Annotated in this window: 23 protein-coding genes; 8 read left to right on the top strand and 15 right to left on the bottom strand. The window is 72.0% G+C overall.

Annotated elements, in window-relative coordinates:
* Nucleotides 1-139: 139 nt before the first annotated feature.
* From OG766_RS06990 to OG766_RS06980, 3 genes are all read right to left on the bottom strand, one after another.
* The gene (locus OG766_RS06990) at nt 140-1,324 is read right to left on the bottom strand and encodes a hypothetical protein (protein ID WP_266375340.1); all 1,185 of its coding nucleotides are present in this window, start codon (nt 1,322-1,324) and stop codon (nt 140-142) included.
* Nucleotides 1,325-1,440: 116 nt separating this feature from the next.
* Nucleotides 1,441-3,171, bottom strand: coding sequence for a trypsin-like serine protease (locus tag OG766_RS06985; RefSeq protein ID WP_328724805.1), 1,731 nt, complete (start codon nt 3,169-3,171; stop codon nt 1,441-1,443).
* 252 nt (nt 3,172-3,423) lie between these two features.
* Entirely contained in the window at nt 3,424-4,110 is a 687-nt protein-coding gene (locus OG766_RS06980; protein ID WP_266375344.1) for a response regulator, read from the bottom strand.
* A gap of 130 nt (nt 4,111-4,240) precedes the next feature.
* Here OG766_RS06980 and OG766_RS06975 point away from each other — a divergent pair, with 130 nt between their 5' ends.
* The 5 genes from OG766_RS06975 to OG766_RS06955 all read left to right on the top strand — a co-directional run bounded on the left by OG766_RS06975 (nt 4,241) and on the right by OG766_RS06955 (nt 9,053).
* Complete coding sequence (locus OG766_RS06975; RefSeq protein WP_266375346.1) at nt 4,241-5,224, top strand: Bug family tripartite tricarboxylate transporter substrate binding protein; 984 nt, start codon at nt 4,241-4,243, stop codon at nt 5,222-5,224.
* 89 nt (nt 5,225-5,313) lie between these two features.
* Nucleotides 5,314-5,796: a tripartite tricarboxylate transporter TctB family protein gene (locus OG766_RS06970; protein WP_328727439.1), complete on the top strand. Its 483-nt coding sequence runs from the start codon at nt 5,314-5,316 to the stop codon at nt 5,794-5,796.
* A gap of 3 nt (nt 5,797-5,799) precedes the next feature.
* A complete protein-coding gene (locus tag OG766_RS06965; RefSeq protein WP_266375348.1) occupies nt 5,800-7,296 on the top strand; it encodes a tripartite tricarboxylate transporter permease in 1,497 nt (498 codons plus the stop codon).
* Entirely contained in the window at nt 7,293-7,739 is a 447-nt protein-coding gene (locus OG766_RS06960) for a GNAT family N-acetyltransferase (RefSeq protein ID WP_328724801.1), read from the top strand. The genes OG766_RS06965 and OG766_RS06960 overlap by 4 nt, the downstream gene beginning before the upstream one ends.
* A 126-nt stretch (nt 7,740-7,865) precedes the next feature.
* Nucleotides 7,866-9,053, top strand: a complete 1,188-nt coding sequence (locus OG766_RS06955; protein WP_328724800.1) for a methyltransferase domain-containing protein — start codon at nt 7,866-7,868, stop codon at nt 9,051-9,053.
* Here the strand turns inward: OG766_RS06955 and OG766_RS06950 are convergent.
* The gene (locus OG766_RS06950) at nt 9,034-9,528 is read right to left on the bottom strand and encodes a DUF402 domain-containing protein (RefSeq protein WP_266375354.1); all 495 of its coding nucleotides are present in this window, start codon (nt 9,526-9,528) and stop codon (nt 9,034-9,036) included. The two genes, OG766_RS06955 and OG766_RS06950, sit on opposite strands and share 20 nt — an antisense overlap.
* Nucleotides 9,509-10,432, bottom strand: coding sequence for a GNAT family N-acetyltransferase (locus OG766_RS06945; protein WP_328724798.1), 924 nt, complete (start codon nt 10,430-10,432; stop codon nt 9,509-9,511). Before OG766_RS06945 ends, OG766_RS06950 begins: the two co-directional genes overlap by 20 nt.
* Before the next feature lie 100 nt (nt 10,433-10,532).
* Between OG766_RS06945 and OG766_RS06940 the strand changes: the two genes are divergently transcribed.
* Nucleotides 10,533-10,907: a GntR family transcriptional regulator gene (locus OG766_RS06940; protein ID WP_266375358.1), complete on the top strand. Its 375-nt coding sequence runs from the start codon at nt 10,533-10,535 to the stop codon at nt 10,905-10,907.
* Nucleotides 10,908-10,985: 78 nt separating this feature from the next.
* On the opposite strand, the gene OG766_RS06935 is transcribed toward OG766_RS06940, so the two are convergent.
* The 5 genes from OG766_RS06935 to OG766_RS06915 form a co-directional block, all read right to left on the bottom strand.
* Nucleotides 10,986-12,080: a DUF5925 domain-containing protein gene (locus OG766_RS06935; RefSeq protein ID WP_266375360.1), complete on the bottom strand. Its 1,095-nt coding sequence runs from the start codon at nt 12,078-12,080 to the stop codon at nt 10,986-10,988.
* 73 nt (nt 12,081-12,153) lie between these two features.
* Entirely contained in the window at nt 12,154-12,951 is a 798-nt protein-coding gene (locus OG766_RS06930; RefSeq protein ID WP_266375362.1) for a polysaccharide deacetylase family protein, read from the bottom strand.
* Complete coding sequence (locus OG766_RS06925; protein ID WP_328724796.1) at nt 12,948-13,970, bottom strand: glycosyltransferase family 2 protein; 1,023 nt, start codon at nt 13,968-13,970, stop codon at nt 12,948-12,950. Before OG766_RS06925 ends, OG766_RS06930 begins: the two co-directional genes overlap by 4 nt.
* The gene (locus OG766_RS06920) at nt 13,967-14,848 is read right to left on the bottom strand and encodes a glycosyltransferase family 2 protein (RefSeq protein WP_266375366.1); all 882 of its coding nucleotides are present in this window, start codon (nt 14,846-14,848) and stop codon (nt 13,967-13,969) included. Before OG766_RS06920 ends, OG766_RS06925 begins: the two co-directional genes overlap by 4 nt.
* A gap of 325 nt (nt 14,849-15,173) precedes the next feature.
* A complete protein-coding gene (locus OG766_RS06915; RefSeq protein WP_266375368.1) occupies nt 15,174-15,575 on the bottom strand; it encodes a hypothetical protein in 402 nt (133 codons plus the stop codon).
* Between the two features lie 196 nt (nt 15,576-15,771).
* On the opposite strand from OG766_RS06915, the gene OG766_RS06910 reads away from it, so the two are divergent.
* Nucleotides 15,772-16,581, top strand: coding sequence for an SGNH/GDSL hydrolase family protein (locus OG766_RS06910; protein WP_328724795.1), 810 nt, complete (start codon nt 15,772-15,774; stop codon nt 16,579-16,581).
* Here the strand turns inward: OG766_RS06910 and OG766_RS06905 are convergent.
* From OG766_RS06905 to OG766_RS06890, 4 genes are all read right to left on the bottom strand, one after another.
* A complete protein-coding gene (locus OG766_RS06905) occupies nt 16,551-18,302 on the bottom strand; it encodes a serine/threonine-protein kinase (protein WP_328724793.1) in 1,752 nt (583 codons plus the stop codon). The two genes, OG766_RS06910 and OG766_RS06905, sit on opposite strands and share 31 nt — an antisense overlap.
* A 58-nt stretch (nt 18,303-18,360) precedes the next feature.
* Nucleotides 18,361-19,854, bottom strand: coding sequence for a HoxN/HupN/NixA family nickel/cobalt transporter (locus OG766_RS06900; protein WP_328727438.1), 1,494 nt, complete (start codon nt 19,852-19,854; stop codon nt 18,361-18,363).
* 152 nt (nt 19,855-20,006) lie between these two features.
* Nucleotides 20,007-21,326, bottom strand: coding sequence for a tetratricopeptide repeat protein (locus OG766_RS06895; protein WP_328724792.1), 1,320 nt, complete (start codon nt 21,324-21,326; stop codon nt 20,007-20,009).
* Nucleotides 21,323-22,855, bottom strand: coding sequence for a DUF4331 domain-containing protein (locus tag OG766_RS06890; protein ID WP_266375376.1), 1,533 nt, complete (start codon nt 22,853-22,855; stop codon nt 21,323-21,325). The genes OG766_RS06895 and OG766_RS06890 overlap by 4 nt, the downstream gene beginning before the upstream one ends.
* Nucleotides 22,856-23,134: 279 nt before the next feature.
* Between OG766_RS06890 and OG766_RS06885 the strand changes: the two genes are divergently transcribed.
* Entirely contained in the window at nt 23,135-23,401 is a 267-nt protein-coding gene (locus OG766_RS06885; protein ID WP_266375378.1) for a hypothetical protein, read from the top strand.
* A gap of 194 nt (nt 23,402-23,595) precedes the next feature.
* On the opposite strand, the gene OG766_RS06880 is transcribed toward OG766_RS06885, so the two are convergent.
* Nucleotides 23,596-24,903, bottom strand: coding sequence for a M1 family metallopeptidase (locus tag OG766_RS06880; protein ID WP_266378185.1), 1,308 nt, complete (start codon nt 24,901-24,903; stop codon nt 23,596-23,598).
* Between the last annotated feature and the right edge of the window lie 82 nt (nt 24,904-24,985).

Below are 24,985 nucleotides of genomic sequence, written 5' to 3'. Positions count from 1 at the left end.
GGGACGGCGCACGCTGTGGCGGCGACGAGTGCGGCGACGGCCGAGAGGATGCGGTGACGCACGATGGCCCCCCTGAGGAGGTGAACTCCCCAGGAACGTCGAAAGGTTGAGGCCCCGGCCGAGCAACGAGCGCGGGCGGTCAGGCTCGTCCTGGCCTGTTCCAAGGCCGGGCGGTGCCCTTGACGGCGGCCGTGGCGTCGGCGGACTCCGCACGTCCCACGGTCACCCGCAGCGTCACAGCCGCCGCGACTCCCGCCACCAGGCCCCAGGTCAGGGCGGCCGGGACGCCGCTACCGAGGACGCCGGAGAGGTGCAGCAGCCCCCAGCGCAGGCCTGACCCGTCCGTCGCCAACCGCAGCAGCTGGCTCGCCAGCAGCCCGAGGACGGTCGCGCAGACCGCGCCGACCGCCATCGCCGGAACGGTGACCCGGGTGAGCAGCCCGGGCAGCCGTCGCAGTACCCACCACACCACGGCGAGCAGCAGTACGTCGGCGGCGCGATACAGGAGCCAGCTGCCGATCGGCCCGCCCTCGGGGACCGCCCAGGCCCCGAGCAGCAGCCACACGCGCAGGAATTCGCCCGGTTCGGCGAAGAACCCGCCGTCCGGAGAGACCGTCTGGATGGCCGCCGCGACCGGATGGTACGAGAGGACCACCAGGGACAGGGCGATCACCGCGGTCCCCGCGGTGGCGGCCAACCGGGCGGCCCGCGCCGGGACGACCGCCTGCAGAAGCGGACCGGCACCCTTGGCGGTGACCCGCGCAGCGAGCACCGTCACTGTCGCCGCGACCAGCGCGGTCGCCACCAGGACCTGCCGCCCACTGGAGATCATGCCCGCCAGCTGGGGCAGGAAACGGTAGCTGCCGCGCCCGTGCGAGGCGATCAGCCACGGCGTGGAGACGGTCACCGCCAGCGTCCCGGCCACCATGCCCCAGGCCCACAGCGCGAGCAACGCGGCCGGCATCCGGCCGTGCACCGGCGGCAGTCTGCGAACGAGGAGCAGCGCCCCGGGTACGAAGAAGGCGAAGACCGCGCCGAACCGGATCTGCATCGCGGTGGCGTACAGCGCGAGGTAGCGGCTGCTGTCGGCCTCGGCCGATTCCCCGATCCCGGCGGACGTCCCGGCGCCGATCCGGAGCGCGGCCGGCGGGTCGTACGACCAGGGGACGAGCCAGGTCGTGAGCTCGGCGGTGGCCCGGCCGCCGATCACGCCGGTGGTGCCCGGCAGGTGCAGTGCGTTCGTACTCGATCCCGCCCACCACAGGAGCGCCGTGAGCAGCAGACCTCCGGCCAGTGCCGGTATCGCCGCGCGCCGGTATGTCATGAGCCGTCCTCGTCTTCGGTTCGTTCGACGTCCGGGAACAGTGCGCAGGCCGCGCTGACGCGGGGGCGGGGCCCGGGCAGTGCCCGGGCCCCGTCCCTTCGGCGTGTGCCGTGGGATCAGCCGAACAGGTTGTACGCCTGCCAGCCCGTGCCGAACGCGACGCGCGGGTTGAAGCCGCCGTTGCCCTTGGCCGGGTAGAGCCAGAGCTTGCCCGTGGTGTCGCGGGTGAGGACGTCGGCGTGGCCGTCGCTGTTCACGTCGCCGGTGGTGACGATGGCGTTCATCGACTGGAAGGCGCCGACCAGCACGGGCGCCGACCACGGACGGGTGGCGACACCCGTGCCCTTGTAGAGGTACGTCTTGCCGTCCTTGGCGCGGGCGAAGATGTCGGCCTTGCCGTCGTTGGTGAAGTCACCGTGGCCGCGGATCATGGTGAACGACTCCCAGGCGGTGCCGGTGACGACCGGCGCCGCGAGGGCGCCGTTGCCCTTGCCCGGGTAGACGCGCATGGTGCCGGACGGGTCGACCGTGATGACGTCGGTGAGTTCGTCGCCCGTGACGTCGCCGGGGATCAGGATCTGCTTCTGCGCGCCCCAGCCCGTGGAGACGAGCTTGCTCTCCCACGTGCCGGACACCACCGAGAAGTGCTCCCAGTACACGGAGCCGTTGCTCGCGCGGACCAGCAGGTCCTCCCAGTCGTCGCGGTCGAGGTCGCCCTGGACGAGCAGGTTGTAGCCGCCGAAGTAGCCGTGGTTGAACGTACGGCTCAGCGAGGTGACCTTCGAGGTCCAGCCGAAGAGCGTCCCGTCCGAGGCGCGCCGCGCCAGCAGGTCGGCCGTGTGGTCGTAGTTCCAGTTGGCGTCGTCGACACGGGCCTGGATCGGTGCCGAGTACGTGGAGACCTTCGCGTACAGACCGTACTTGCCCGCGGTCGCGCAGTTCTCCCCGGAGACGATGCCGGCCAGCCTGCCGCCGACCACCAGCGGGCCGCCCGAGTCACCGGCGCACGTCGTCTCGCTGGTGCCGTCGTCACCCGTCGGCGCGGCCCCGGCGCAGAGCATGTGGCCCTTGACGAAGCCCCCGGGGTACGCGGCCGCGCACGAGGTGTCTGCGACGACGTCCGCGTCGGCCACCTTCAGCGTCTGCGCGCGCCCGCCCGGACCCGAGGTGGTCTTGCCCCAGCCGTACACCTTGCCGTCCAGGCCCGCCTCGTACAGCGCGGAGTCGGTGGGCTGCGCGAGCGGCAGCGGCTTCACGCCGGCCGGGACCGGCGATGTCAGCGTGAGGACGGCCACGTCGTTGTCCAGGCCGGCCGACCAGCTGAAGCCGGGGTGGTTCCACTGCCGGTACGCGCCCAGCAGCGTGCCGTTGTGCCAGTTCCACGTCCCGTCGGTGTTCTGGGTGGGCGTCTGGTCGGTACCGACGACGACGGTGCCGCCCGCGTACCACTTGGCGCCCTTGACGCACTGGGCCGCGGTCGCGACCTTCGTCGGGGCGATGACCACGCCGCCGCACAGGAAGCCGGTGTCGCTGGCCTCGTCGTAGTAGTGCAGCTGCGCCATCCACGGGGCAGCCGAGATGGTGGTCTCCGAACCACCGATGATGCGCGCGGCCGGCGCGCCGCCGGCCCTTGCGCCGGCCCCGTTCCCGGCCCCGCCGTCCGCGACGGCCTCCATCGCCTGGCCGACGCGCTTTCGCAGTTCGGCCTGTGACGGCTGCGCGGGCTTCTGCGACTCGACGCCGAGCGTGAGTCCTTCACCCGCCTCCGCCGTATCGGATCCGCTGAACGCGATCCCCGCCCCTGTGAGCGCCATGACTGCGGCCACGGCCGGAAGCGCCAGCTTCATACGGCGCCTGTGCCGGCCACCACGCAAGCGAATCTGCACTCGGTAACCCACCCCTCGGGTTGTCGAACCGGCGGAGCACGAACGCCCGCCGGAATCGTCATTGGTGACGGTGGGGGCACCATGCTTCTGGGCAGCACGCCTCGACAGGCCCCCCGACCTCGGCCGATGCTGCGAAGCGGAATCCCCACCTCGATCGGCAGATGATACGAGTCTCAACTAACGGTTGACCAGTGAGAAACGCGGGAGGGAGCCTCAGCCGAGCCGCCGGTAGCGCCGCTCGGGGCGCCCGGTACCCCCGTACCGCAGCGTCACCTCCGCGCGCCCCGTTTCCGCGAAGTACTCCAGGTAACGGCGGGCGCTGACGCGGGAGAGGGAGCCGGCCTCGGCGCATTCCGAGGCCGACAGGCCCTCCGGGTGGGCGCGCAGAACGCGGTCGACCAGGTCCGCCGTATGGGCGGCGAGGCCCTTGGGGAGTTCGCGGGAGCCGGGCGGCCGGGTGCCGAAGATCTGGTCGACGTCCTCCTGACGGGCCTCGTCGAGCGACGCGAGGCGGGTCCGGAGCGAGGCCACGTGGCGCAGCTGCTCCTGGAGCGCGGCATGGCTGAACGGCTTGATCAGATAGTGCAGGGCGCCGGCGCGCAGGGCCGCGCGGACCGTGCCCGCGTCCCGGGCAGCGGTGATGAACAGGACGTCGGCCGGCTGCCGGTCCGTGTCCCGCGCCTCCGCCGCACGCAGTTCGCGCAGTACGCCGATGCCGTCCATATCGGGCAGATAGATGTCCAGCAGGACCAGGTCGGGCCGGATCCGGTCGGCCGCGCGCAGCGCGTCGGCGCCGCTGTGCGCCACCCCGGCAACCGTGAAACCGGGCACCGCGGACACATAGCGGCAGTGCAGCTTCGCGACCATGAAGTCGTCGTCCACCACCAGCACCGTCGTCACGCCGACACGCTAGGCGCCGACCACAACGACCACAACGTCCGTTGATTCCGGAAGAGCGACAGCTTCTTAACGCGCGGGCAACATGTGGGCCACTTCACCACTCCCCTCACCGGACCGAAAGGCGGCTCACGTGCGATTGCGCACCCCCCTCGCCCTGCTCGGGGCGGCGCTGCTGGTGCTCGTGGGGCCTCCGCTGCTCACCACGGGCAGCGGCGCCGACACCGGCACCCAGATCCCCGGCCTGCGCATCATGGTCCCCAACTCGCCCGGCGGCGGTTACGACATCACCGCCCGTACGGCGGCCAAGAACGCCGAGGAGGCCGGGCTCACCCACAACATCGAGGTGTTCAACCTGCCCGGCGCGGGCGGCACCGTCGGACTGACCCGGCTCGTCGGCGAGCACGGCAACGGAAAGCTCGCCATGTCGATGGGCCTCGGAGTCGTCGGCGCCGTCCACACCAACAAGTCGCCGAAGACGCTCGCCGACACCACCCCGATCGCCCGGCTCACCGAGGAGCAGGACATCGTGGTGGTCGCCAAGGACTCCCCGTACCGGACCATCCAGCAGCTCGTGGACGCCTGGCGGAAGAATCCGGGCAAGCTGCCCGTCGGCGGCGGTTCCTCACCCGGCGGCCCCGACCATCTCGCCCCCATGCTGATGGCGCAGGCCGCGGGCATCGCGCCCAAGTCCGTCAACTACGTCCCCTTCGACGGCGGCGGCGAGCTGCTCGCCTCCATCCTCGGCAACAAGATCGCCTTCGGCGTCTCGGGCGTCGGCGAGTACCTCGACCAGATCAAGTCCGGAGAGCTGCGGCTGCTCGCCGTGACCGGCCCCGAGCGGGTGCCGGGCCTGGACGCGCCCACCCTGCGTGAGGCCGGGCTCGACACCGACTTCACCAACTGGCGCGGCGTCGTCGCCCCGCCCGGGCTTTCCGACGCCGAACGCGACAAGCTCGTCGGCCTCGTCCGCAAGCTCCACGACTCCGAGCAGTGGCAGGACTCGATGCGCAAGAACGGCTGGGACGACGCCTTCCTGACCGGTGACGAGTTCGGCGAGTTCCTGGACGCGCAGGACACCCGCGTCGACTCCGTACTGAAGGAGCTGGGGCTGTGAGCACGGAAGCGGGAGCGGGAACAGGAGCGGGAACGGAAACGGAAGCGCAGACAGAGTCGAGCGCGGGCGGATCCGCACGCACGTCCTGGCTGCGCGAGCACTCCGAACTCGGCGTGAGCGTGCTCCTCTTCGTCATCGGCGTGCTCGTCCTGAGCGACGCGCTGACGATGCACGTCGACGTCGCCCAGCGCGGCCCCGTCGGCCCGAGGACCGTCCCCGTCGTCGTCGGCACCGGGCTGCTCCTCGTCGCCGCACTCCTCGCCGTCGACGTGCTGCGCGGCGGCCGCGGCGAATCCGAGAGCGGCGAGGACATCGACCTCTCCGAGCCCGGCGACCGGCGCACCGTGCTGCTGCTCGCCGGAGTCTTCCTCGCGAACGCCGTCCTCATCGGCCCGCTCGGCTTCCCCGTCTCCGGGGCACTGCTCTTCTGGGGCTCGGCGTACGCGCTGGGCAGCCGCCACCACCACCGCGATCCGCTGATCGCGGCCGTCCTCTCCCTCGTCACCTTCTATGTCTTCAACAACCTGCTCGGGGTGCCGCTGCCCGGTGGCCCGCTGATGGGGGTGCTCTAGCCGATGGACTCGCTCAACTCCCTCCTCGACGGCTTCGGGACGGCGCTGACCCCGGTCAACCTGTTCTGGGCGGCGCTCGGAGTGCTGCTCGGCACGGCGATCGGCGTGCTGCCGGGAATCGGCCCGGCCATGGCGGTGGCACTGCTGCTCCCCGTCACGTACGGGCTCGAACCGACCGGCGCCTTCATCATGTTCGCGGGCATCTACTACGGCGCGATGTTCGGCGGCTCGACCACGTCCATCCTGCTCAACACGCCCGGTGAGAGCGCGGCCGTGGTCGCCGCCATGGAAGGCAATCCCATGGCGAAGGCGGGCCGTGGCGCGCAGGCGCTCGCGGCGGCCGCCGTCGGCCACTTCGCGGGCGGCATGATCGGCACGATCCTGCTCGTCGCACTCGCCCCGACCGTCGCCGCACTCGCCGTCGACATCGGCGCACCCGACTACTTCGCGATCATGGTGCTGGCCTTCATCGCCGTCACCTCCGTCCTCGGCTCGTCCCGCATCCGGGGGCTGGCCTCGCTGCTCATCGGTCTCACCCTCGGGCTCGTCGGCCTGGACCAGATGACCGGACAGCAGCGGCTCACCTTCGGCTCGCTCCAGCTCGCGGACGGCATCGACGTCGTCATCGTCGCGGTCGGGCTCTTCGCGATCGGCGAGGCGCTGTGGGTCGCGGCCCATCTGCGGCGTACGTCCGAAGAGCCGATACCCGTCGGCCGGCCCTGGCTCGCCAAGTCCGATGTGAAACGCACCTGGAAGTCATGGCTGCGCGGACCGGTCATCGGTTTCCCGTTCGGCGCCGTACCGGCCGGCGGCGCGGAGATCCCGACGTTCCTGAGCTACGTCACCGAGAAGCGGCTCTCCCGGCACAAGGAGGAGTTCGGCAAGGGCGCCATCGAGGGCGTGGCGGGACCGGAGTCCGCGGCGTCCGCCTCGGCGGCCGGCACGCTCGTGTCGATGCTGACCCTCGGCCTGCCGACCACGGCCGTCGCGGCCGTCATGCTCGCCGCCTTCCAGCAGTACGGCATCCAGCCGGGACCGCTGCTCTTCGAACGCGAACCCGACCTGGTCTGGGGCCTGATCGCCTCGCTCTTCGTCGGCATGGTCCTGCTGCTCGCGCTCAACCTGCCGCTCGCACCGCTGTGGGCGAAGCTGCTGCGGATCCCCCGGCCGTACCTCTACGCGGGGATCCTGTTCTTCGCGGCGGTCGGCGCGTACGCGGTCGGCGGAGAGGCGCTCGACCTGGTGATCCTGCTGGTCATCGGACTGATCGGGTTCGGTATGCGGCGCTACGGGCTGCCGGTGCTGCCCGCGGTGATCGGTGTCATCCTCGGCCCGGCCGCGGAGCAGCAGTTGCGGCGCGCCCTGCAGATCAGCGACGGCAGTGTCACCGGGCTGGTCGACACCCCGTTCTCGGTGACGGTGTACGCCGTGATCGTGGTGCTGCTGGCCTGGCCATGGCTGAAGAAACTGGTTGCGCGCGGTCGTACGGTGAGGGGATGACCGACGACATCCGGCTCGCCGCCGAGGACGACATCTCCCGTGTGAAAGCCGTGACCGACGCGGCCTACCACCACTACATCGAACGGATCGGACTCGTACCGGCCCCGATGCAGGCGGACCACGCGGCGAACGTGGAGGCGGGCCGGGTGTACGTGACGGGCGACCCGCTGACCGGCGTCCTGGTGCTGATCCCCGCGGCCGACCACCTCTACCTGGACTCGATCGCCGTCGACGCCGACGCCCAGGGCACGGGACTCGGCCGCCGGCTGCCGGCCTTCGTCGAGGAGCACGCGCGCCGGCTCGGAGTGCCCGAGGTGCGGCTGCTCACGAACGCCATGATGTGGGAGAACCGGAAGATGTACGAGCGGTACGGCTATGAGGTCGTCGAACGCCGCATGGAGGGCCGGTACGACCGCATCCACTACCGCAAGCCGCTGGGCTGACCCGCTGCCGCAAGCCGCTGAACCGACCCGCTGCCGCGAGTCGTTGAACCTCCCTGCTGTCGTGAGTCGTTGCACCGACCCGCGCGGGCCGGCCCGTTGTCAGTGGCGGCTGCGACGATCGGACGCATGACGACGATCGACTGGGACGCGGCCGCCGACACCTTCGACGAGGAGCCCGACCACGGACTGCGCGACCCCGTGGTGCGCGGTGCCTGGGCGACGCGCATGGCGCGCTGGCTGCCGCACGAGCCGTCCGATGTGCTCGATCTCGGCTGCGGCACGGGCAGCCTCTCCCTCGTCGCCGCCGAGCAGGGCCACCGTGTCACCGCGGTGGACCTCTCGCCGCGCATGGCCGCGGCGGCGCGCCGCAAGCTCGCCGGCACCGGCGCCGAGGTGCTGGTCGGCCCGGCGGACCGGCCACCGGTGGGGGAGCGGCGGTTCGACGTCGTGCTCGTGCGGCATGTCGTCTGGGCCCTGCCCGACGCCGAGTCGGCGCTCGGCCACTGGGTGTCCCTGCTGCGGCCGGGCGGGCGACTGGTGCTGGTCGAGGGGGTGTGGGGAGGCGCCGGAGTGCCCGCGCAGCGGCTCATCGGCACGCTCACGCCTCTCGTGGGACGGATCGACCATGAACCGCTGTCGGACGATCCGGCCCTGTGGGGCCGCCCGGTCGACGACGAGCGGTACGCGGTGGTGGCCCGGCTCGCGCCCGTTCCCCCGGCCCCGCGGCACAGCGAGGTCGTCGACGTCCATCTCGTCCTGCGGCGCGGCGACGAGGTCCTGCTCGCCCGCCGGGCGAACACCGGCTACGGGGACGGGTTGTGGAACGGGCCGTCGGGGCATGTCGAGGAGGGCGAGGACGTGCGCGCGGCCATGGTGCGCGAGACGTCCGAGGAGATCGGCGTGGAGCTCGGGCCGGAGGATCTGCGGGTGGCGCTCGTGATGCAGCACCGGGGGCCCGGCGATCCGCCCCGGACGGGCTGGTTCTTCGAGGCGGCGTACGGGACCGGCGGCGAGCCGGACAACCGGGAGCCGCACAAGTGCTCCGAGCTCGCCTGGCATCCCCTCGCCGCGCTCCCGGACGACATGGTCGCCTACTGCAGGGCCGGGTTCGAGGCGTACCGGGCCGGTGAGCGCTTCGTCGTCCACTGGCACGAGGACGACGACACCATCGCCCACGACCCCGGTGCACCGGACCGGGCGGTGCCTCTCCCCGTCTCGGTCCCGGGCTCGGTCCCGGGCTCGATCCCCGTCTCGGTCCCGGGATCGGTCCCGGGCTCGCTCCCGGTGCCGCGCCTCAGACCAGAAGCTCCGTGAACCGCCCCTCGCGGGCCAGGAGTTCCAGGGCGTCCAGCGCCCGGGCAGCCTCCTCGGCCGCCCGGGGATCGCTGTCGGCGAGGCCGCTCGCGGCGAACTCGTCCTCGTCCAGCCGCAGGATCTGCGTACCGTCGGCCGACACCCACAGATCCAGGTCCAGATCCTCGACCACGACCTCGTCACGCGAGACCTCGGCCGGGCGGGTGATGTCGGTGTACCAGCCCTTCAGCGCCCCGTCACCGGCCCGCACCTCCTTCACGGCGTACCAGCGGTCGCGCCAGTAGTACTCGGTGAAGATGTCTCCCGGCTCGAAGCGCACGAACCCGAAGTCCCGTACGTCGTCGCCCGCCCACGGCGCGCGGACGGTGATCCGCGTGCCGTCGTCGGCGACGACCTCCGCCGGGTAGCGGATCTTCGTATGCCCCGCCTTGATCAGCGCGACATCGACCCAGGACTCACCCCAGCGTGCGGACATGCCGTACCTCCGTCGCACAGATCTCGTAACCGAACCACTTGTTGATCGCCAGCATCGGACCGTTGCCCGCGTCGTTGCCGGTGAAGGCCTCCGTGAACCCGGCGGCACGCGCCCGGTGCAGCGAGTCGTTCTTGGCGAGCTTGGCGAGGCCCCGGCCGCGAAAGTCGCCGGCGGTGCCCGTCATCGACGTGCCGTAGCGGGCCGAACCGTCCGTACGCGCCGCGCTGAAGGCCACCGGCCGGCCGTCCACGACGGCGACGGAGGTGAGTTCGCGGCTGAACAGCGGATGGCCCCAGGTCTCCGCCAGCCAGTGCTCGTAGTCGGTGAACTCCGCGTCCACGTCGCCCGGCTCGTCCGCGGTGGTCTCCGCGTCCAGCTCGAACAGCGGCCGCGGGTCGTTCGCGAACGCGGACGCCGGGACGATCCGCACCCCTTCGGGCGGTGTCCGCAGTCGCGGCAGTTTCGCCGTCGCCAGATCGAGCCGGAGGAAGTACGCCGGGCGGCTGGGCCGGTAGCCGAGGCGCTCGGCGAAGGCACGGTGGGCCCGCTCGTCCAGCACCCAGGAGTACGCGCTCGTCGCCCCGGCCGCCGCGAGATACTCCTCGGCGGCACGCACGATCGACGACCCGGCGCCCCGGCCGCGGTGCTCCGGGTGCACGAAGACGTTCGCGTAACCGACCCCCGGCTCCGGACTGTCGTGCGCGAGCCCCACCTGCGCCGTGCCGACGATCGCGCCGTCCTCCTCGGCGACGAGCGGACGGAAGCGCGCGAGCGGATGCGCGTGGGCCAGGTCGAAGGCCAGGGACTCCGCACTCACGAGCAGGAACGGCAGCGCGGCGCGCTGGACCCGGGCGGCGCCCGCGGCGTCCTGGGGGGCGCGGAAGTCACGGACGATCACTGTCATGATTCCGCACGCTACGCGTGCGCCTCGTGCGCCCGCCTCTCATTTTCCGGCGGGTCCCAAGCGGCGTGCCCGCGGCACCGAAGTGGGAGACAATCATTTTGTGACCTTGAAGATCCTCATCGACACGGACGCCGCTTCCGCGCCCTACGAGCAGCTGCGTTCCCAGATCTCGGCCCAGGCCCGTTCCGGCACGCTGCCCGTCGGCTACAAACTCCCGACGGTCAGGGGTCTCGCGGAGGAACTCGGCCTGGCCGCCAACACCGTCGCCAAGGCGTACCGCGCCCTGGAGGGCGACGGGGTGATCGAAACCCGTGGCCGCAACGGCACGTTCGTCGCGGCGGCGGGTGATGCGGCGGAGCGTCAGGCCGCCGCGGCCGCCCAGGCGTACGCCGAGCAGGTCCACCGCCTGGGTCTGTCCCGCGAGGACGCGCTCCGCGCGGTTCGGGACGCGCTGCGGGCGGCGTACGAAGCCTGAAGCGCCGCACCCGTCCGTTCCTCACCCCCCAGGACCTCGTCCTGGGGGAACCGGGGGAACCGGGGGAACTGCGGGAGATCAGAGATACAGCCCCGCGTCCGCGCCGTCGTGCTGCGCCGGGACCGACGCCGGATTCGTGCCGCGCCGCAGCGCGTACAGCTCGGCCAGGGTCGCACCCTCGCGGCCCACGCCCTCCTCGGTGCCCAGCCACGACACCGCCTCCTTGCGGGTGAGCGAACCGACCTCGATACGGGCCAGACAGCGGCCCGGCCGGACCACCGCGGGGTGCAGCCGCTCCAGGTCCTCGTTGGTGGTGACGCCCACCAGGACGTTGCGGCCCTGGCCGAGCAGCCCGTCCGTCAGGTTCAGCAGCCGGGACAGCGCCTGGCCCGCCGTGTGCCGGGCCTCGCCGCGGATCAGCTCGTCGCAGTCCTCCAGGAGCAGCAGCCGCCACCGGCCCTTCGCCGTGCCCTCGTCCTCGCCGATGGCGATGTCCATCAGATAGCCGACGTCGTTGAACAGCCGCTCCGGGTCGAGGACACAGTCCACCTGGCACCAGTCGCGCCATGAGCGCGCCAGCGTCCGCAGCGCCGATGTCTTCCCCGTGCCCGGGGGGCCGTGGAGCAGGAGCAGCCGGCCCGCGATGTCGTCCGGGGTCACCTTCATCAGCCGGTCCATCGCCTCGGCCACCGGCGTCGTGTAGTTGGGCCGTACCTCCTCCCACGTACCGGCGCTGATCTGGCGGGTGGTGCGGTGCGGGCCACGACGCGGGGACACGTACCAGAAGCCCATCGTGACGTTCTCCGGCTGGGGTTCCGGCTCGTCCTGGACGCCTTCCGTGGCCTGCTTGTGGATCTTCTCGGCGAGTTCGGAGCTGACCGCGGTGACCGTGACGTCGGCACCGCGGTTCCAGCGGGAGATCAGCAGGGTCCAGCCGTCGCCGTCGGCGAGCGTCGCGCTGCGGTCGTCGTCGCGCGCGGCACGCAGCACCCGGGCGCCCGGCGGCAGCAGTGTGGCGCCGGGCTTGACCCGGTCGATCGTCGAACTGTGCGAGTACGGCTGCTCGCCCGTCGCGAAGCGGCCGAGGAACAGCGCGTCCACGACGTCCGACGGCGAGTCGCTGTCGTCGACGTTGAGCCGGATCGGCACAGAGTCCTCAGGGTTGGCAGTCATGGCGCCATGATCCGGCACGGCAGCCCTCCGTGCACGGCCTTTTGACGTGTGCCGTCGCGGACCGGTCTCGAACTCATGTGCGGAGAAGTCGCACCGCCCTCCGGGTCCGGCGCACCACGGCGTACCCCTTGGTCAGTGCCCGGTCCCTGGCGAAGCCGCGGGCGATGCCCCGGCCTTCGACGAGCCGCTCGAACTCCTCGATGCCGGTGGAGCGCCGCACGGTCACCCGCTCCAGCGCGTACGGGCCCTGGCGCCGGCGCGCCAGCGCGTTGCCCACCGCCAGTGACTGGGCGAAGCCGGCCGCGCGCACCGCCTGTCTGACGCGCCGGCTGGAGTAGCCGTACGGATAGGCGAACGAGAGCGGCGCCGCGCCCAGTTCCCCGGCGATGATCTCCCGGCAGTGCAGGGTCTCGTGGCGCAGCCGCGGATCGTCCAGCTGGTCGAGCTGCGGATGGGTGTGCGTATGGCCGCCGATCTCCGTGCCCGCGGCGACCAGTGCCCGTACCTGGTCCCAGTCCAGCATCGTGTCGAGCGCGCCGCCCGTGTCGTGCGCGCCCCGCAGCCAGCCCGTCGACACGAACAGGGTCGAGGAGAAGCCGTGCTTGGCGAGGACGGGGAGGGCGTGCCGGTGCACGCCCTCGTAGCCGTCGTCGAAGGTGATCAGCACCGGCCGTGGCGGCAGCGGAACACCGTGCCGCCACGCCCGCCCGAGCTCCGCGGTGGTGACGGGTGTGAACCCGCGCCCGCCGAGCAGGTCCATCTGCTCGGCGAACGCCTCCGGCGCCACGGACAGTCCGTGCGTCGCCGGAGCGGTCCGGTGCCCGATCGCGTGGTACATGAGGATCGGCACGGCCTGGTTCACGGCGGTCATGGCGTGCCGCCCTCCGCTCCCGGCGCGTACGCGGCGATCGGGCCGTGGGAGAAAGCCACCCCGGATCGGGTGCGGACGCTCGCCATCGCGTACCCGGCCGCGGCCGTGGCGACGCCGGTGACGATCGCGCCGGCCCGGCCCGCGCCGCCCGGGCGGCCCAGCAGTGCGTCGCGCAGCCCTCGCGCGACGCCTGCCGGGAGCACCCGGGTGGTGTACCGCCGTTCGGTCTCCAGCCCCTTGGCACTGCCGACGCTGTGGGAGACCAGCGCCTTGGACAGGCCCTCCGCGTAGGTACGTGTACGGAAGTAGCGGAAGCGCTCCCGTCCGGCGGGGACCTTGTGGTGGATGACGGCGCGGTCGTCGATCAGCAGGACCGCGTCCGGCAGGGCCCGGCCGAGCCGGATGCACAGCTCGGTCTCCTCGCACCCCAGTGGCCGTTTGTCACCGTCACGGCCGATGCCGGTGGCGAATCCTCCGGTGGCGTCGAAGGCGCTGCGGCGGAAGGACGCGTTTCCGCCGAGGACGTTGCGCACCGGGACGCGGCCGTGCGGCAGCCCCCGGTACGTACAGCCGACGACCCAGTCGAACTCCTCGGGGAACCAGGCCGGTCTGCGGCCCGAGGCCCAGGCCGGCCGGGTCCTGCCGCCGACGGCCATCACCCGCGGGTCGTCGTAGGACTCGGCGAAGTACCGCAGCCAGTCCCGCTCGGCCACGGCGTCGTCGTCGAGGAAGGCCACGAACTCGCCGCGGGCGGCGGCGATTCCGGTGTTGCGGCCGGCGGAGAGGCCGCGGGGGCCCGCGTTGGCGAGCACCCGCACCTCCTCTCCCCGTGTCCGGAGCTCCGTGAACTCCTCGATGAGGCGGTTCAGCAGCGCCGGGTTGTGGTCGACGACGAGCAGCGTCTCCAGCGCCGGGAGCGACTGCGCGCGTACGGACTCGACGGCCGCGAGGATGTCCTGCCAGCGGTCCTCCGTGTAGACGCAGATCACCACGGAGAACGTCCGGTGGTACCCGCTCAAGAGACCTCTCCCCGCGGCATGTTGAGGGTGAGGACGGGGCTCCGGCGCGCGGCGCGGCGGACTCCCTTCTCCTGGAGGATCACCTTGAGGACCCGCAGCCCGTCCCGGACGGCGCGCAGGTTGCTGACGCCGTGGATGCGCAGGTACTCGTGGCTGGGCACTTCCTGGACGCGCAGTCCGGCCTTGACGACCCGGATGTTCATCAGGGTCTCGATCTCGAAGCCGGTGCAGTCCAGGGCGATGCTGTCCAGGCAGTGGCGCCAGAACGCGTTGTAGCCGTAGCAGAGGTCCGTGTAGCGGGCGCCGAACTTGGCGTTGACGATGCCGCACAGGACGCGGTTGCCGAGCTTGCGGATGGGGGTCATGTCGTCCGTGCCGCCGCCGTTGGCGAAGCGCGAGCCCTTGGCGAAGTCGGCGCCGCCGACCAGGGCGGACACATAGCTGACGATCTCCTGGCCGTCCGCGGAGCCGTCCGCGTCGACCATGACGATGATGTCGCCGGTGCAGGCGGCGAAGCCGCTGATCAGGGCGTCCCCCTTGCCCTTGCCGGCCTGCTTGACGACCTTGACTCCGGGCCACAGTTCCCGTGCGACGTTGACCGTGTCGTCCGTCGAGTTGCCGTCGACGAGGACGACCTCATGGATCCATTCGGGCAGTGTCCCGAAGACGTGCGGAAGGTTCTCCGCCTCGTTCATGGCGGGGATCACGACGCTGACCGGTGGTGCGATGGCGAGATGAGAGGAGATCGGGCGGTACTGGGCCGGTATCCGGCCGAGTGTGGCGGTGGCCGTTGCCGTGGCGGTGGCCGAAGCGATGGCTGTGGCCGTGGTCAGCGGATCATGAGGATCCGGGACCGCCGGGCGCAGGAACGAGCTCATGAGTCGGTTTCCCTCTCGTCCGGTGGACCGCCCGCCCCCGGGCAGTCCGGATGAGTGTCCGGTTCGAAAGGGGGGCTCTCACCCCGGCCATGACGGCATGGATCTCCGTACAGGCTGGGCGAGCTGGCATAGCTGGCCGCGCGGTACGCGACTCGGCACAAGTGCGACCGAGCGCGGCACCCCCCTACCGCGCCCCGCCACGGTCCGTCGCGACGAATGACCCCTCCCCAGGAGTCGCCTTGAAAGATGGACCGTTGCGGGTGGATGTACGACGGTATTGATGATTAGGACTGTATGACAAGACCTGGGCCGTCGACTCCGCTTTTTACAACTTTTTCCTGCGCGGGCTGAAATGCGCAGGCCTGTTCCACATTGCGATGACAAAGAGAAAGAAAGTGATCGCAGCGACGCCTGTGACTCCGCTTTCCGTGGACCACAGGTCCAGTGCGCGCAATGACCATGCGACCAGAAGATCGACGAGGATCGCGCCGGCCGACGAGAGCGTGATACGTGCGCAGGTCCCGGCGGCCAACGGGCGCAGCGCCGCGGCGAGTCCGGCCGCCGGCGCGACGGTGAGACAGAAGAGCGCGAACGGCGCGCGAAGCGGCGATTCGAGCCCCGCGAGCGCCAGTGCTGCGCCGGTCGCGGACACGGTGAGGGCCATACCTGCGAGCACCGGCAGGACATCCGTCCGGAGTAGGGCGGGTTTGCTGAAGATCGTCTGCATGGGCGTGTTTGCCCCCGGAGGAACCGGATTGCCTGGATGCTGAGGCCTGTCATGGTCGGGCCTCGTCCGACGGTCCGTCAAGAAGCGCGTCCCCGGGCTCCTTGCTGCTCGCCCACTGTTCTTGGCATGAACACTTCCCGTGAACTGAGGGACATGCTACGACAGTTGAGCAGAGATCCTGCTAATGGGAGGTTCCATGAAACTGTCCCGAATCGCGGCAATCTCATCCTCACTCCTCCTCGGCGCAGTCCTCGCCCTCACCGGAACGGGCCAGGCCCAGGCCGCCCAGTCCGCGGCAGCCGTCGACTACGTGGCCCTCGGCGACTCGTACTCCTCGGGCCTCGGAGCCGGCGCCTACATCAGCGGCAGCGGCGACTGCAAGCGCACCAACAGGGCCTACCCCGCCCTCTGGGCAGCAGCCAACTCACCCTCGTCGTTCGCCTTCACCGCCTGCTCGGGTGCTCGTACGAATGATGTGACGGCGGGCCAGCTCGGACCGCTCACCTCCGCGACCGACCTCGTGTCCCTCACCATCGGCGGCAACGACGCCGGCTTCGCCGACGTCATGACGACCTGCGTCCTGCAGTCCGAGAGCACCTGCATCGCGCGCGTCGCAGAGGCGAAGCGCTACGTCGACACGACCCTGCCCGGCCGCCTCGACTCGGTGTACTCGGCGATCAGGACCAAGGCCCCCTCGGCCCGTGTCGTCGTCCTCGGCTACCCGCGCTTCTACAGACTCAACGGAAGCTGCATCACCGGACTCAGCGAGAACGAACGCGCCGCGATCAACAGCGGTGCCGACCACCTCAACGCCGCCATCGCCAAGCGTGTCGCCGACCACGGATTCACCTTCGCCGATGTCGCCCCGGCGTTCACCGGGCACGAGATCTGCTCGGGCTCCGCGTGGCTGCACAGCGTCAACTGGCTGAACATCGGCGAGTCGTACCACCCGACCGCCTCCGGACAGTCCGGCGGCTACCTGCCCCCGTTCCGTTCGGTGGCCTGACCCCCGTCACCTCCGTCACCCCCGTCAGCCGCGTCCGACGGGTAGCCCGGCGAGGAAGGGGTGCCCGTCGGGGACTCCTCCTCGTCACAGGTCACCGAGAACGCCACCCACTTCGACCGCGCCGCGACCGGACTCCGGACCTCCACCCGGATCTGGTCGTGGTGTGTCGTACCCGGTGTGTACGTCAGCTCGACGTGATCGATCTGCCGCGACTTCCCCTCCCCGGAGGGGAAGTCGAGTGCTTTCCAGCCGCCGTCCGAACTCCGGCCGCTCCTGGTCACCCAGCGGTAGCCGACGGAGACCGGGGTACGGCCCACGGTCACCGTCGCCCGGAAGGAGGGCGCCTCGGCTCCGGGGGCCGGGCAGGCCCCGCGGTAACCGCCGTGGACCGCGCGGACGTCCACATGCACGCTCTGCGGAGGCTTCTGAGTCGCCGAGCCGTGCCCACCGGTCGCCGCGCCCCCGCTCTTGGGCGGGGACGAACTCGCGACGGGTGCTGAGGGGCCGCCGTCCGTCGCGCCCCCGTCCGCGGAACCGCCCCCGCTCGCCGCACCGCGCCCGCTCGCCGAACCGCCGGTCGCGGAGCCGCCGCCTCCCTTGTCGCCCCTCCCGCCGTTGCCGCCCAGGCCACCGTTGTTCAGCAGGGCGTACGTGAGGCCGCCGATCGAGAGCAGCAGCGCCGCGATCCCGGCGATCAGGACGACGACGGCACGGCGTGGACGCTCCGGAGGAGGGGCGCCGGTCCCCAGGGACGGCGCCGTCGTGGCCGTGGGGGTGGGGGGCCCGAAGACCCCGACAGGTGTGGCCGGGGTCGCGGGCGCCGCGGAGGTGACCGTGACCGCCTGGGGACCCGCGGCCGGCGGGGGATCGGCCCGCGGTGTGCCGCCCGCTCCGAGGATCCGCAGCTGCCGCTCGGCCTCCCCGGCGGACAGCCGCTCCGCCGGATCCTTCCGCAGCAACCCGGCGATCACGGGTTCCAGCGCGCCCGCCCTGCGCGGTACGGGCAGTTCCTCGTCGACGACCGCGCGCAGCGTGCTGAGCGGCGTGTCCTGACGGAACGGTGACTGCCCTTCCACCGCCGCGTACAACAGGACTCCGAGCGACCAGAGGTCCGACTCGGGCCCGGGTGTGCGGCCCAGCGCCCGCTCGGGAGCGAGGAACTCCGGCGAGCCGACCAGCTCGCCGGTCATCGTCAGGTTGGACGTGCCCTCCACCATCGCGATCCCGAAGTCCGTGAGGACGACGCGGCCGTCGTTGGCGAGCAGCACGTTTCCGGGTTTCACGTCCCGGTGGAGCACCCCCGCCTCGTGGGCGGCGCGGAGCGCGGCGAGCACCTCGGCCCCGACGCGTGCCGCCCGCTGCGGGGCCATCGGGCCCTCCGCGGCGAGCGCTTCGGAGAGGGAGAGGCCGCGAACCAGCTCCATCACGATCCACGGCCGCCCGTCGTGGGAGGCCACGTCATAGACCGTGACCACATTGCGGTGCGAGATCCGGGCGGCGGCCCAGCCCTCACGCTCCAGGCGCGCGTAGAGCCGCCGCACATCGGTGGTGCCGAGCGCGTCGGGCGCGCGGACCTCCTTGACCGCGACGTCCCGCCCCAGCAGCTCGTCGCGGGCCCGCCACACGACCCCCATACCGCCCTCGCCGAGGCGACCGAGCAGCCGGTACCTCCCCGCGACCAGCGTCTCGTCGTCCCGACCGCCGCCCGGCACTTCGCTCATCACGAGCCCCCCATCCGCAGCAGAGCGACCATCACGGTGGAAACCCCTCCAAGCTAGCTCAACTCATGGCTCCTGCGGCCCCCCTGAACACCAATCCGCATCCCAGTACGAGAACGGCGACGGAGGTGCTCAGCGGCGCGGTCCGCCGGACGAAGCCGGCCAGCCGTCCCGCGGACCGCTGCCGGGTCAGCCACGCCGTCACCCGCGCCCCGATCCGTACGACGGCGAAACCGGCCGCGGCGAGGGTGAGGGCCAGGCCGGCTCCGTACGCGACGACGAGCAGCAGCCCGAACCAGGCGTGGCCGAGCGCGGCGGCACCGACCAGCACGACCACGGCGGACGGGCTGGGGACGAGGCCGCCGGCGAAGCCGAGGAGCACGCTGCGGCGCAGCGGTTGGCCCTTGCCGTGGTCCTTCCCGAGGCCCTTGCCGTGCTCCTTGCCGTGGCTGTGGTGCTCGTGGCCATGGCTGTCGCCCTCGTGGTGGTCGTGGTCGTGGCTGTGGCTGTGGCTGAGGTCGTGGCTGTGGTCGTGATCGTGTGTGTGCCCGCCGCCCGGCCAGTGGACGTGGGTGTGCCCGCGCCCGTGCGCCCGGTCGTGCCATGCCCTGCGGACCAGCAGCGCGCCCGCCACGGTGACCAGGACCCCACTCGCCATGCCCAGCCAGCCGACGATCGTCGGGGTGACGGCCGAGCCCGCCGCGATGAGGGCGCCGAGAGCGAAGACCCCGAGAGTGTGGGTCACGGTCACGGAGGCGCCGAGGGCCAGCACCTCGCGCAGCGAGTTCCGGCCGCCGGCGGCCGCCGCCGCGGCCATCAGCGTCTTTCCGTGGCCGGGGGCGAGGGCGTGAAGGGCGCCGAGGGCCAGGGCGATCAGGAGGGCGAGCGCGCCGAACGACACGGTGAGGTCGCGTCGTTCGACGAGACCGGTCAGGGCCTGGGTCCAGCGGTCGGCGCCGCGCGGCAGCACGGAGGGAGGTGCCGCCGACGCCGGGCCGTCGCCGAGGGCGGGTCCGCCCGGGACGACGGTGAGGGACGCTGCCGTGCGGTCGGGAGGGGAGTCGAGAAGCCCTTCCGGGTATGCGGAGAGCCGGCGCGACACGGAGTCCCGCGGAACGTCCGACGAGGACAGCGTCGTACGGTCGCCCCGGGCCGTGACCTCCCGCCAGCCGGAACCCTCACCGCCGCCGGCCCGGAAGTCCAGGCTCGCCTTCCCGTCCGGCAGCGGCGCCCGCATCGCACACTCCACGCGCAGCGTGGGCAGCCCGGCCTGCCCCGGACGGACCTCGGCACGCGTGGACGCGACACCGAGCGCCACCGCCCGCCCGTCCACCGTCAGCCGCGCCCCGCCCGCCGCGGCCGCGCACCGCTCCTTCGCCCAGGCGGCGAGGCGGCCCGTCGGCATCGCCTCCGGGTGGACCCTGGCGGTCGGGATCTCCGCCAGGTCCTCGACGTGGTCGACCCTCAACTCGCCCTCGGCGACGACGAGCCCGTCGTACCGGTTCACCGAGAAGTTCCCCAGCGGATGCGCCGCGGCGCTCCCGGCGGCCCCCATCACGAGGGCGCCGACCCCGACGACGACCGCCACCACCCGCGCCGGTCGCCCCCGGCCGAGGCCCCGTATGCCGGACAGGCATCCGCGTGCTCCCGTCAGCAGCGCCACGGCGGCGGCGATGAGGGCGGCGGGAGCGGATTCGAGGTGGGTCGTCATGACGCCTCCAGAGCGTCCAGCGCGCGGCGCGCCTCGCGGGCGCCGAGCGGGGAGAACGCGGGGTTGAGTGCCAGGGCGCGGGTCAGGGAGGCGCGGGCGGCGGGGCCGGCTCCGGTGGCGCTTTCGATCATGCCGCGGTGGTAGAGGAAGGCGGCGTTGCGGTATCCCGTCGCGGTCGCGGCGCGCGCGTGGGGGAGGGCCTCCTCGGAGCGGCCCGCACGGTGCAGTGCCCAGGCGAGGGCGTCCTCGGTGTGCACGGTGCGGCGGCGCTGCCATTCGGCGCGGGCCGCGCGCAGGGCCTCGGCCCGGTCGCCGTGGTCGGCCGCGGCCAGGGCGGTGTCCAGGTCGGGGTTCACTCCGCCCGCGCGGGCGAGCCCCGTCCACGTACCGACGACCGCGTACTGCTGCCGTGCGGGTCCGGGCCTGCCGACCGCGTCGTACAGCTCCCCCAGGGCCATCAGCCGTCCCGGCAGCGGTGATTGGTCCACGATCGCCTCGAACTCCCGTACCGCACCGGTGAGGTCGTCCTTTCCTGCGGTCGAGCGCGCCCGGCATTCCCGCGCCTCCAGATTCCCCGGCGCGGCCTTCAGGGCCTGTGCGCAGTGCCGCAGTGCCCGGTCGTACTCGCCCTGGGACCAGGCGAGTTGTCCCAGAGCCGTCTCCGTGTAGGCGATGTCGGCCCGGGTGCTCGCCGATCCCCGGGCGAGCTCCAGCACCCGCCGTGCCTCCTTCGTGTCGCCGCGCAGCTCGTGGACGTAGGCGAAGCGCGTGAAGACGGGAATGCCGGGCCGTCGTGCGTCCGCCTGCTTCGCCGCGTCCAACGCCTGCGGGTAGCGGCCGAGTTCGACGAGTGCGTCGATCCGTACGGACAGCCCGCGCTCGCTGTACGGATTGACCGCGAGGGCCCGGTCCGCGTCCCCGAGTGCCGCCGTGAAGTCGTGCCGCGCCGCGGCGAGGGCGGCGCGGCCCGCGAGCGCCTCCGCGTTGTCGTCCGCCCGTAGCCGCAGCGAGCGGGCGAGAGCCTGCTCGGCCTGCGGATAGCGCGACGGATCGCCGCTGACCCTGGCCTCCTCGACGTACGCCGCGCCGAGCGCCGCCCAGGCGCCCGCGTCCTTCGGCTGTGCCTTGAGATGCGCCTGCAGGGGACGGACCCCGAGGCGGGCCGCGGCTCCGGGCGCCACCGCCGCCCCCGCGGCGGCCGGAGCCGCGGGGGCCACACCCGTGTCGCCCATCACCGCTCCCGCGGCGGTCAGGACGAACGCGAGCGCCACGACCCCGGCCCCGAGCCGCCACGCGGACCCCGTGGGATGTGTCATGACCACCTGCCGCGCCGCCGCATCCGCCACCACGCCAGGCCGAGTCCGACCAGGACGGCCCCCGCGACCGCGGAGCCCACCGAGGCGGCCAGCACCGTTCGGTTGTCCGCGGCGTCGCCCGAGGTGAGCTCCGCGCCGCCGCCGAGCTGGGTGCGGTCGCCGCCCTGCCCCTTCGCCGCCGGCCCGTTCGAGCCGGACGTCGGCAGCGCCACGTACGGGAAGGACTTGCCGAACTCCTGGTCGTTGGCGTCGACCGCGTCGCCCAGATCGTTCTTCGCGCCCAGCAGTTCGCCCTCGACGACCTGGAGCGAGATGTCCAGGACGTCGTCGGCGAGCCGGCGCCCGTTCGGGAATCCCGCGTTGTCGCCGTCCAGGACGCCGAGCCGCTTCGGCGCGGCCGTGGGCGGGATCGCCGTGTTCAGGCGCAGGGCCTCGGCCGGCCGGACCTTGGGTGGCTGGTTGAGGTCCTTCACACCGGTGAGGAACACGGACACGAGGTCGTCCCGCGGCTCGTCGGGAGCGTCGATCTTGTAGATGCCCTCGATCAGCTTGGGCAGCTCCGGGTTGGTGACGGACGGCAGGAAGTCGGCGTCGTTCCACGGCGCGGACGCGTTGAACTTGTCCTTGTCCTTGAGGGGAATGACCACTTCGTTGACGAGGGGCATACCGAGCCGTGAGACCTGGGTCCAGTCACCGCTCGCGCTCTTGCGGTGCGTGGTCGTCCAGATGCCGACCACGGGCTGGCCGGCCGACTGCCGGATGTGCTCCGTGGGCACCTGCAGCGCGATGCTGTTGACGTTGTAGCCCTTCAGCGTGTCCCGGCCGACCTCGGACAGGTCGCCCCCGTACAGCAGGTCGAACACCCGGAGGTCGAGGAAGAACGGGTCGTCGGCCTGGCCGGCGAAGACCGCGCTGCCGTCCTGGAGTTTGCGTACGGCGTCGTTCCGGAGCTTCGCATAGTCCGGCATGGACGCTTTGCCCACATTCGACGGTGCGACCGGCACATCGTTCGCGATCTTGGTGGTGGAGATCACATGCTGGTCCCGCAGTCGTAGCAACTCGACGTCATAGGTCTGCGTGATGTTCAGGTCCGGGTCGTCCAGACTCGTCACAGGGCCGGTGTTGAACAGGAACGTGTCGCCGTTCTTGACCTGGTCGTGGAACGTCCAGCGGTAGAGCAGGTCGCCCTGGGCGTCGCCGTCGGAGTCGATGTGCACGTCGTAGCGGGCGTCGTCGGCGAAGCGGTAGAAGTTCGGCCCGCCCGCCGGTTCCTCGAACGGCAGCCAGTTCGCGACGATCGTCGTCGTGTCCGGCCGGTCGGGGCTGACGAACGCGTAGACGTCCGTCGTGTCGTACTGCGGCTGTCCGGAGATCAGCGGGGCCTCGCGATGGCTCGACGCGTTGGCGGCGCCCGGCGCGAGCGCGGTGCTCACTCCGGCGGCCGCGAGCCCCCCTGCTGCCAGCGCACCACAGATGAGCGCGGCGAGGCTCCTGCGCCCCCGTGCGCTCCTGTTGAGATGAGAGATCATGTCGGTCCCGTCCTGTCGTGGACTGTCGTGAACTTCCGCGGACTGTCGTGAACGAGGAGTTCCGTACTGCCTGGTGACAGGTGTTCGGGGCCGGGTGCCGCAAGGTTTGGTCGAGTTCGAAGACTGTCCAACTCGCCCTGGAATCAGCCGGATTCGCCGCGTAGTCGTCAACCCCCGTACGTGTGTGCTGAATCCTGCGGGCGGGATACACGAGTGTGTGGACGGGGCGATAGGGTTAACCTGCCCGGGCCGGGTGCCCTCGTACGGGTGGGGAGTGACATGGAACAGATAACGGTGCGCAGCAGGGCGCGAGTCCCTGCGATCACATGCGGGACGAGTGCGACCAGCACGCGTCTCGACCGCCATCTCGCGGTGCTCGGCGGCCCCGCCGTGCCGCAGCGCGAGGCGGCCGAGGCGACCACGCTGATGCGTGAGCTGACGACACGTGATGTCGCGCACACCCGTCGCAGCAAGAGCGCGCGAGTCTCGCTCTTCGCGCCGTTGCGGCGGCTGCGCCGCTCGCTCTTCGGCAGCAGAGGACAGTAACCGGCGGGGTGGCCGGCCGGCGGTACCGGGTTCGCGTGTGACCGTTCACGCGCACCCGTCCCCCTCGCACCCGCCCGGCCGCCGAGGTCCGACCACCCCGTCGCGTCATGCGTGCGCGGCCCCGGCCGCTCCGGGGCCCGCGTCCCGTCCGTCACGGCTTCCGGGCTGAGCCCCACCCGGCCAGGGGCAGCCCCTCAGCGGCGCTGCTGCGGCAGGGCCGGGAGCTTCGTCTCGTACAGCCACATCGTGAAGAGCTTGTCCAGCGGCCGTGCCGAGTGCCGCCGGGCCATCGCGATGAACTCCTCCGTGGTCACCACCCCGTGCCGATGGGTCGCGGTCCACTCCCGCAGCAGGCCGACGAAGGCCGCGTGCCCGATCTCCGTACGCAGCGCGTGCAGCGTCAGCGCGCCCCGCTCGTAGACCCGGTCGTCGAAGAGCCGGCGCAGCCCCGGATCGGCGACCCGCAGATCCTGCCGCATCATCGAGAGCCGGGCGCGCGAGGTGGCCGCCATGCCCGCCGCCGACGGCCCGCCGGAGATCTCGGACCACAGCCACTCCGCGTACTTCGCGAAGCCCTCGTTGAGCCAGATGTGCCGCCAGTCGGCGACGGTCAGGCTGTTGCCGAACCACTGGTGCGCCAGCTCGTGCGCGACCAGCCGCTCGCTTCCGCGCCGTCCGTCGACGTGGTTGGCCCCGAAGATCGACAGGCCCTGTGCCTCGACCGGCACGTCCAGCTCCTCGTCGACGACCACCACCGCGTAGTCGTCGAAGGGGTAGGGCCCGAAGAGGTCCTGGAAGACCGTCATCATCTGCGGCTGACGGGCGAAGTCGTGCTCGAAGCGGCCGAGCAGCGCCTGCGGGACCGCGGCCGGCTGCGGCACCGGGCCGGCGTGCGGCACGTCGACCAGCTCGTAGGGGCCGATCTGGACCGTCGCCAGATACGTCGCCATCGGGGCGCACTGCTCGTACACCCAGGTCGTCGTGGAGGCGCTGATCGTACGGGAGACGAGGGCACCGTTCGCGACCACGGTGTACGGCGAGGGCGCGGTCACCGCGAACCGGTAGACGGCCTTGTCGTCGGGCCGGTCGTTGCAGGGGAACCAGGACCTGGCGCCGTGCGGCTGCGAGGCCACCAGCGCGCCCTCCTCCAGCTGCTCCCAGCCGAGGTCGCCCCAGTCGCGGGTCCGCACCGGGTGCGGCACACCGGTGTAGCGCACCTCCACGGTGAAGGCCGCGCCGGGGCGCAGCGGCCGCGCCGGGCGTATCCGGAGCTTGTCCCCGCGATGGGTGTACTTGGCCGGGCGGCCGCCGTCGACGAGGACCTTGGTGAGGCGGAACTGTCCGAGGTCGAGGGCGACCTCGGACAGCGCGCGCTCCGCGACGCCGGTGATCCTGGCCCGGCCGGCGAGCCGGCCGGTGTGCGGGAGATAGTCCAGCTCCAGGTCGTACTCCGTCGTGCGGTAGCCGCTGTCGCCGTGCTGCGGCAGGTACGAATCCGTCACCGTCGTGCGTCCTCCGGTCTTGCCCTGTGCTGTGCCGTCGTGCCGTGCCGTCGTGCCGTGAACGTTCCCGGTCGCCGGTGCG

The organism is Streptomyces sp. NBC_00259 (genome assembly GCF_036181745.1).
Classification (GTDB): domain Bacteria; phylum Actinomycetota; class Actinomycetes; order Streptomycetales; family Streptomycetaceae; genus Streptomyces; species Streptomyces pratisoli.
This window is presented reverse-complemented; position numbering and strand designations above follow the sequence as displayed.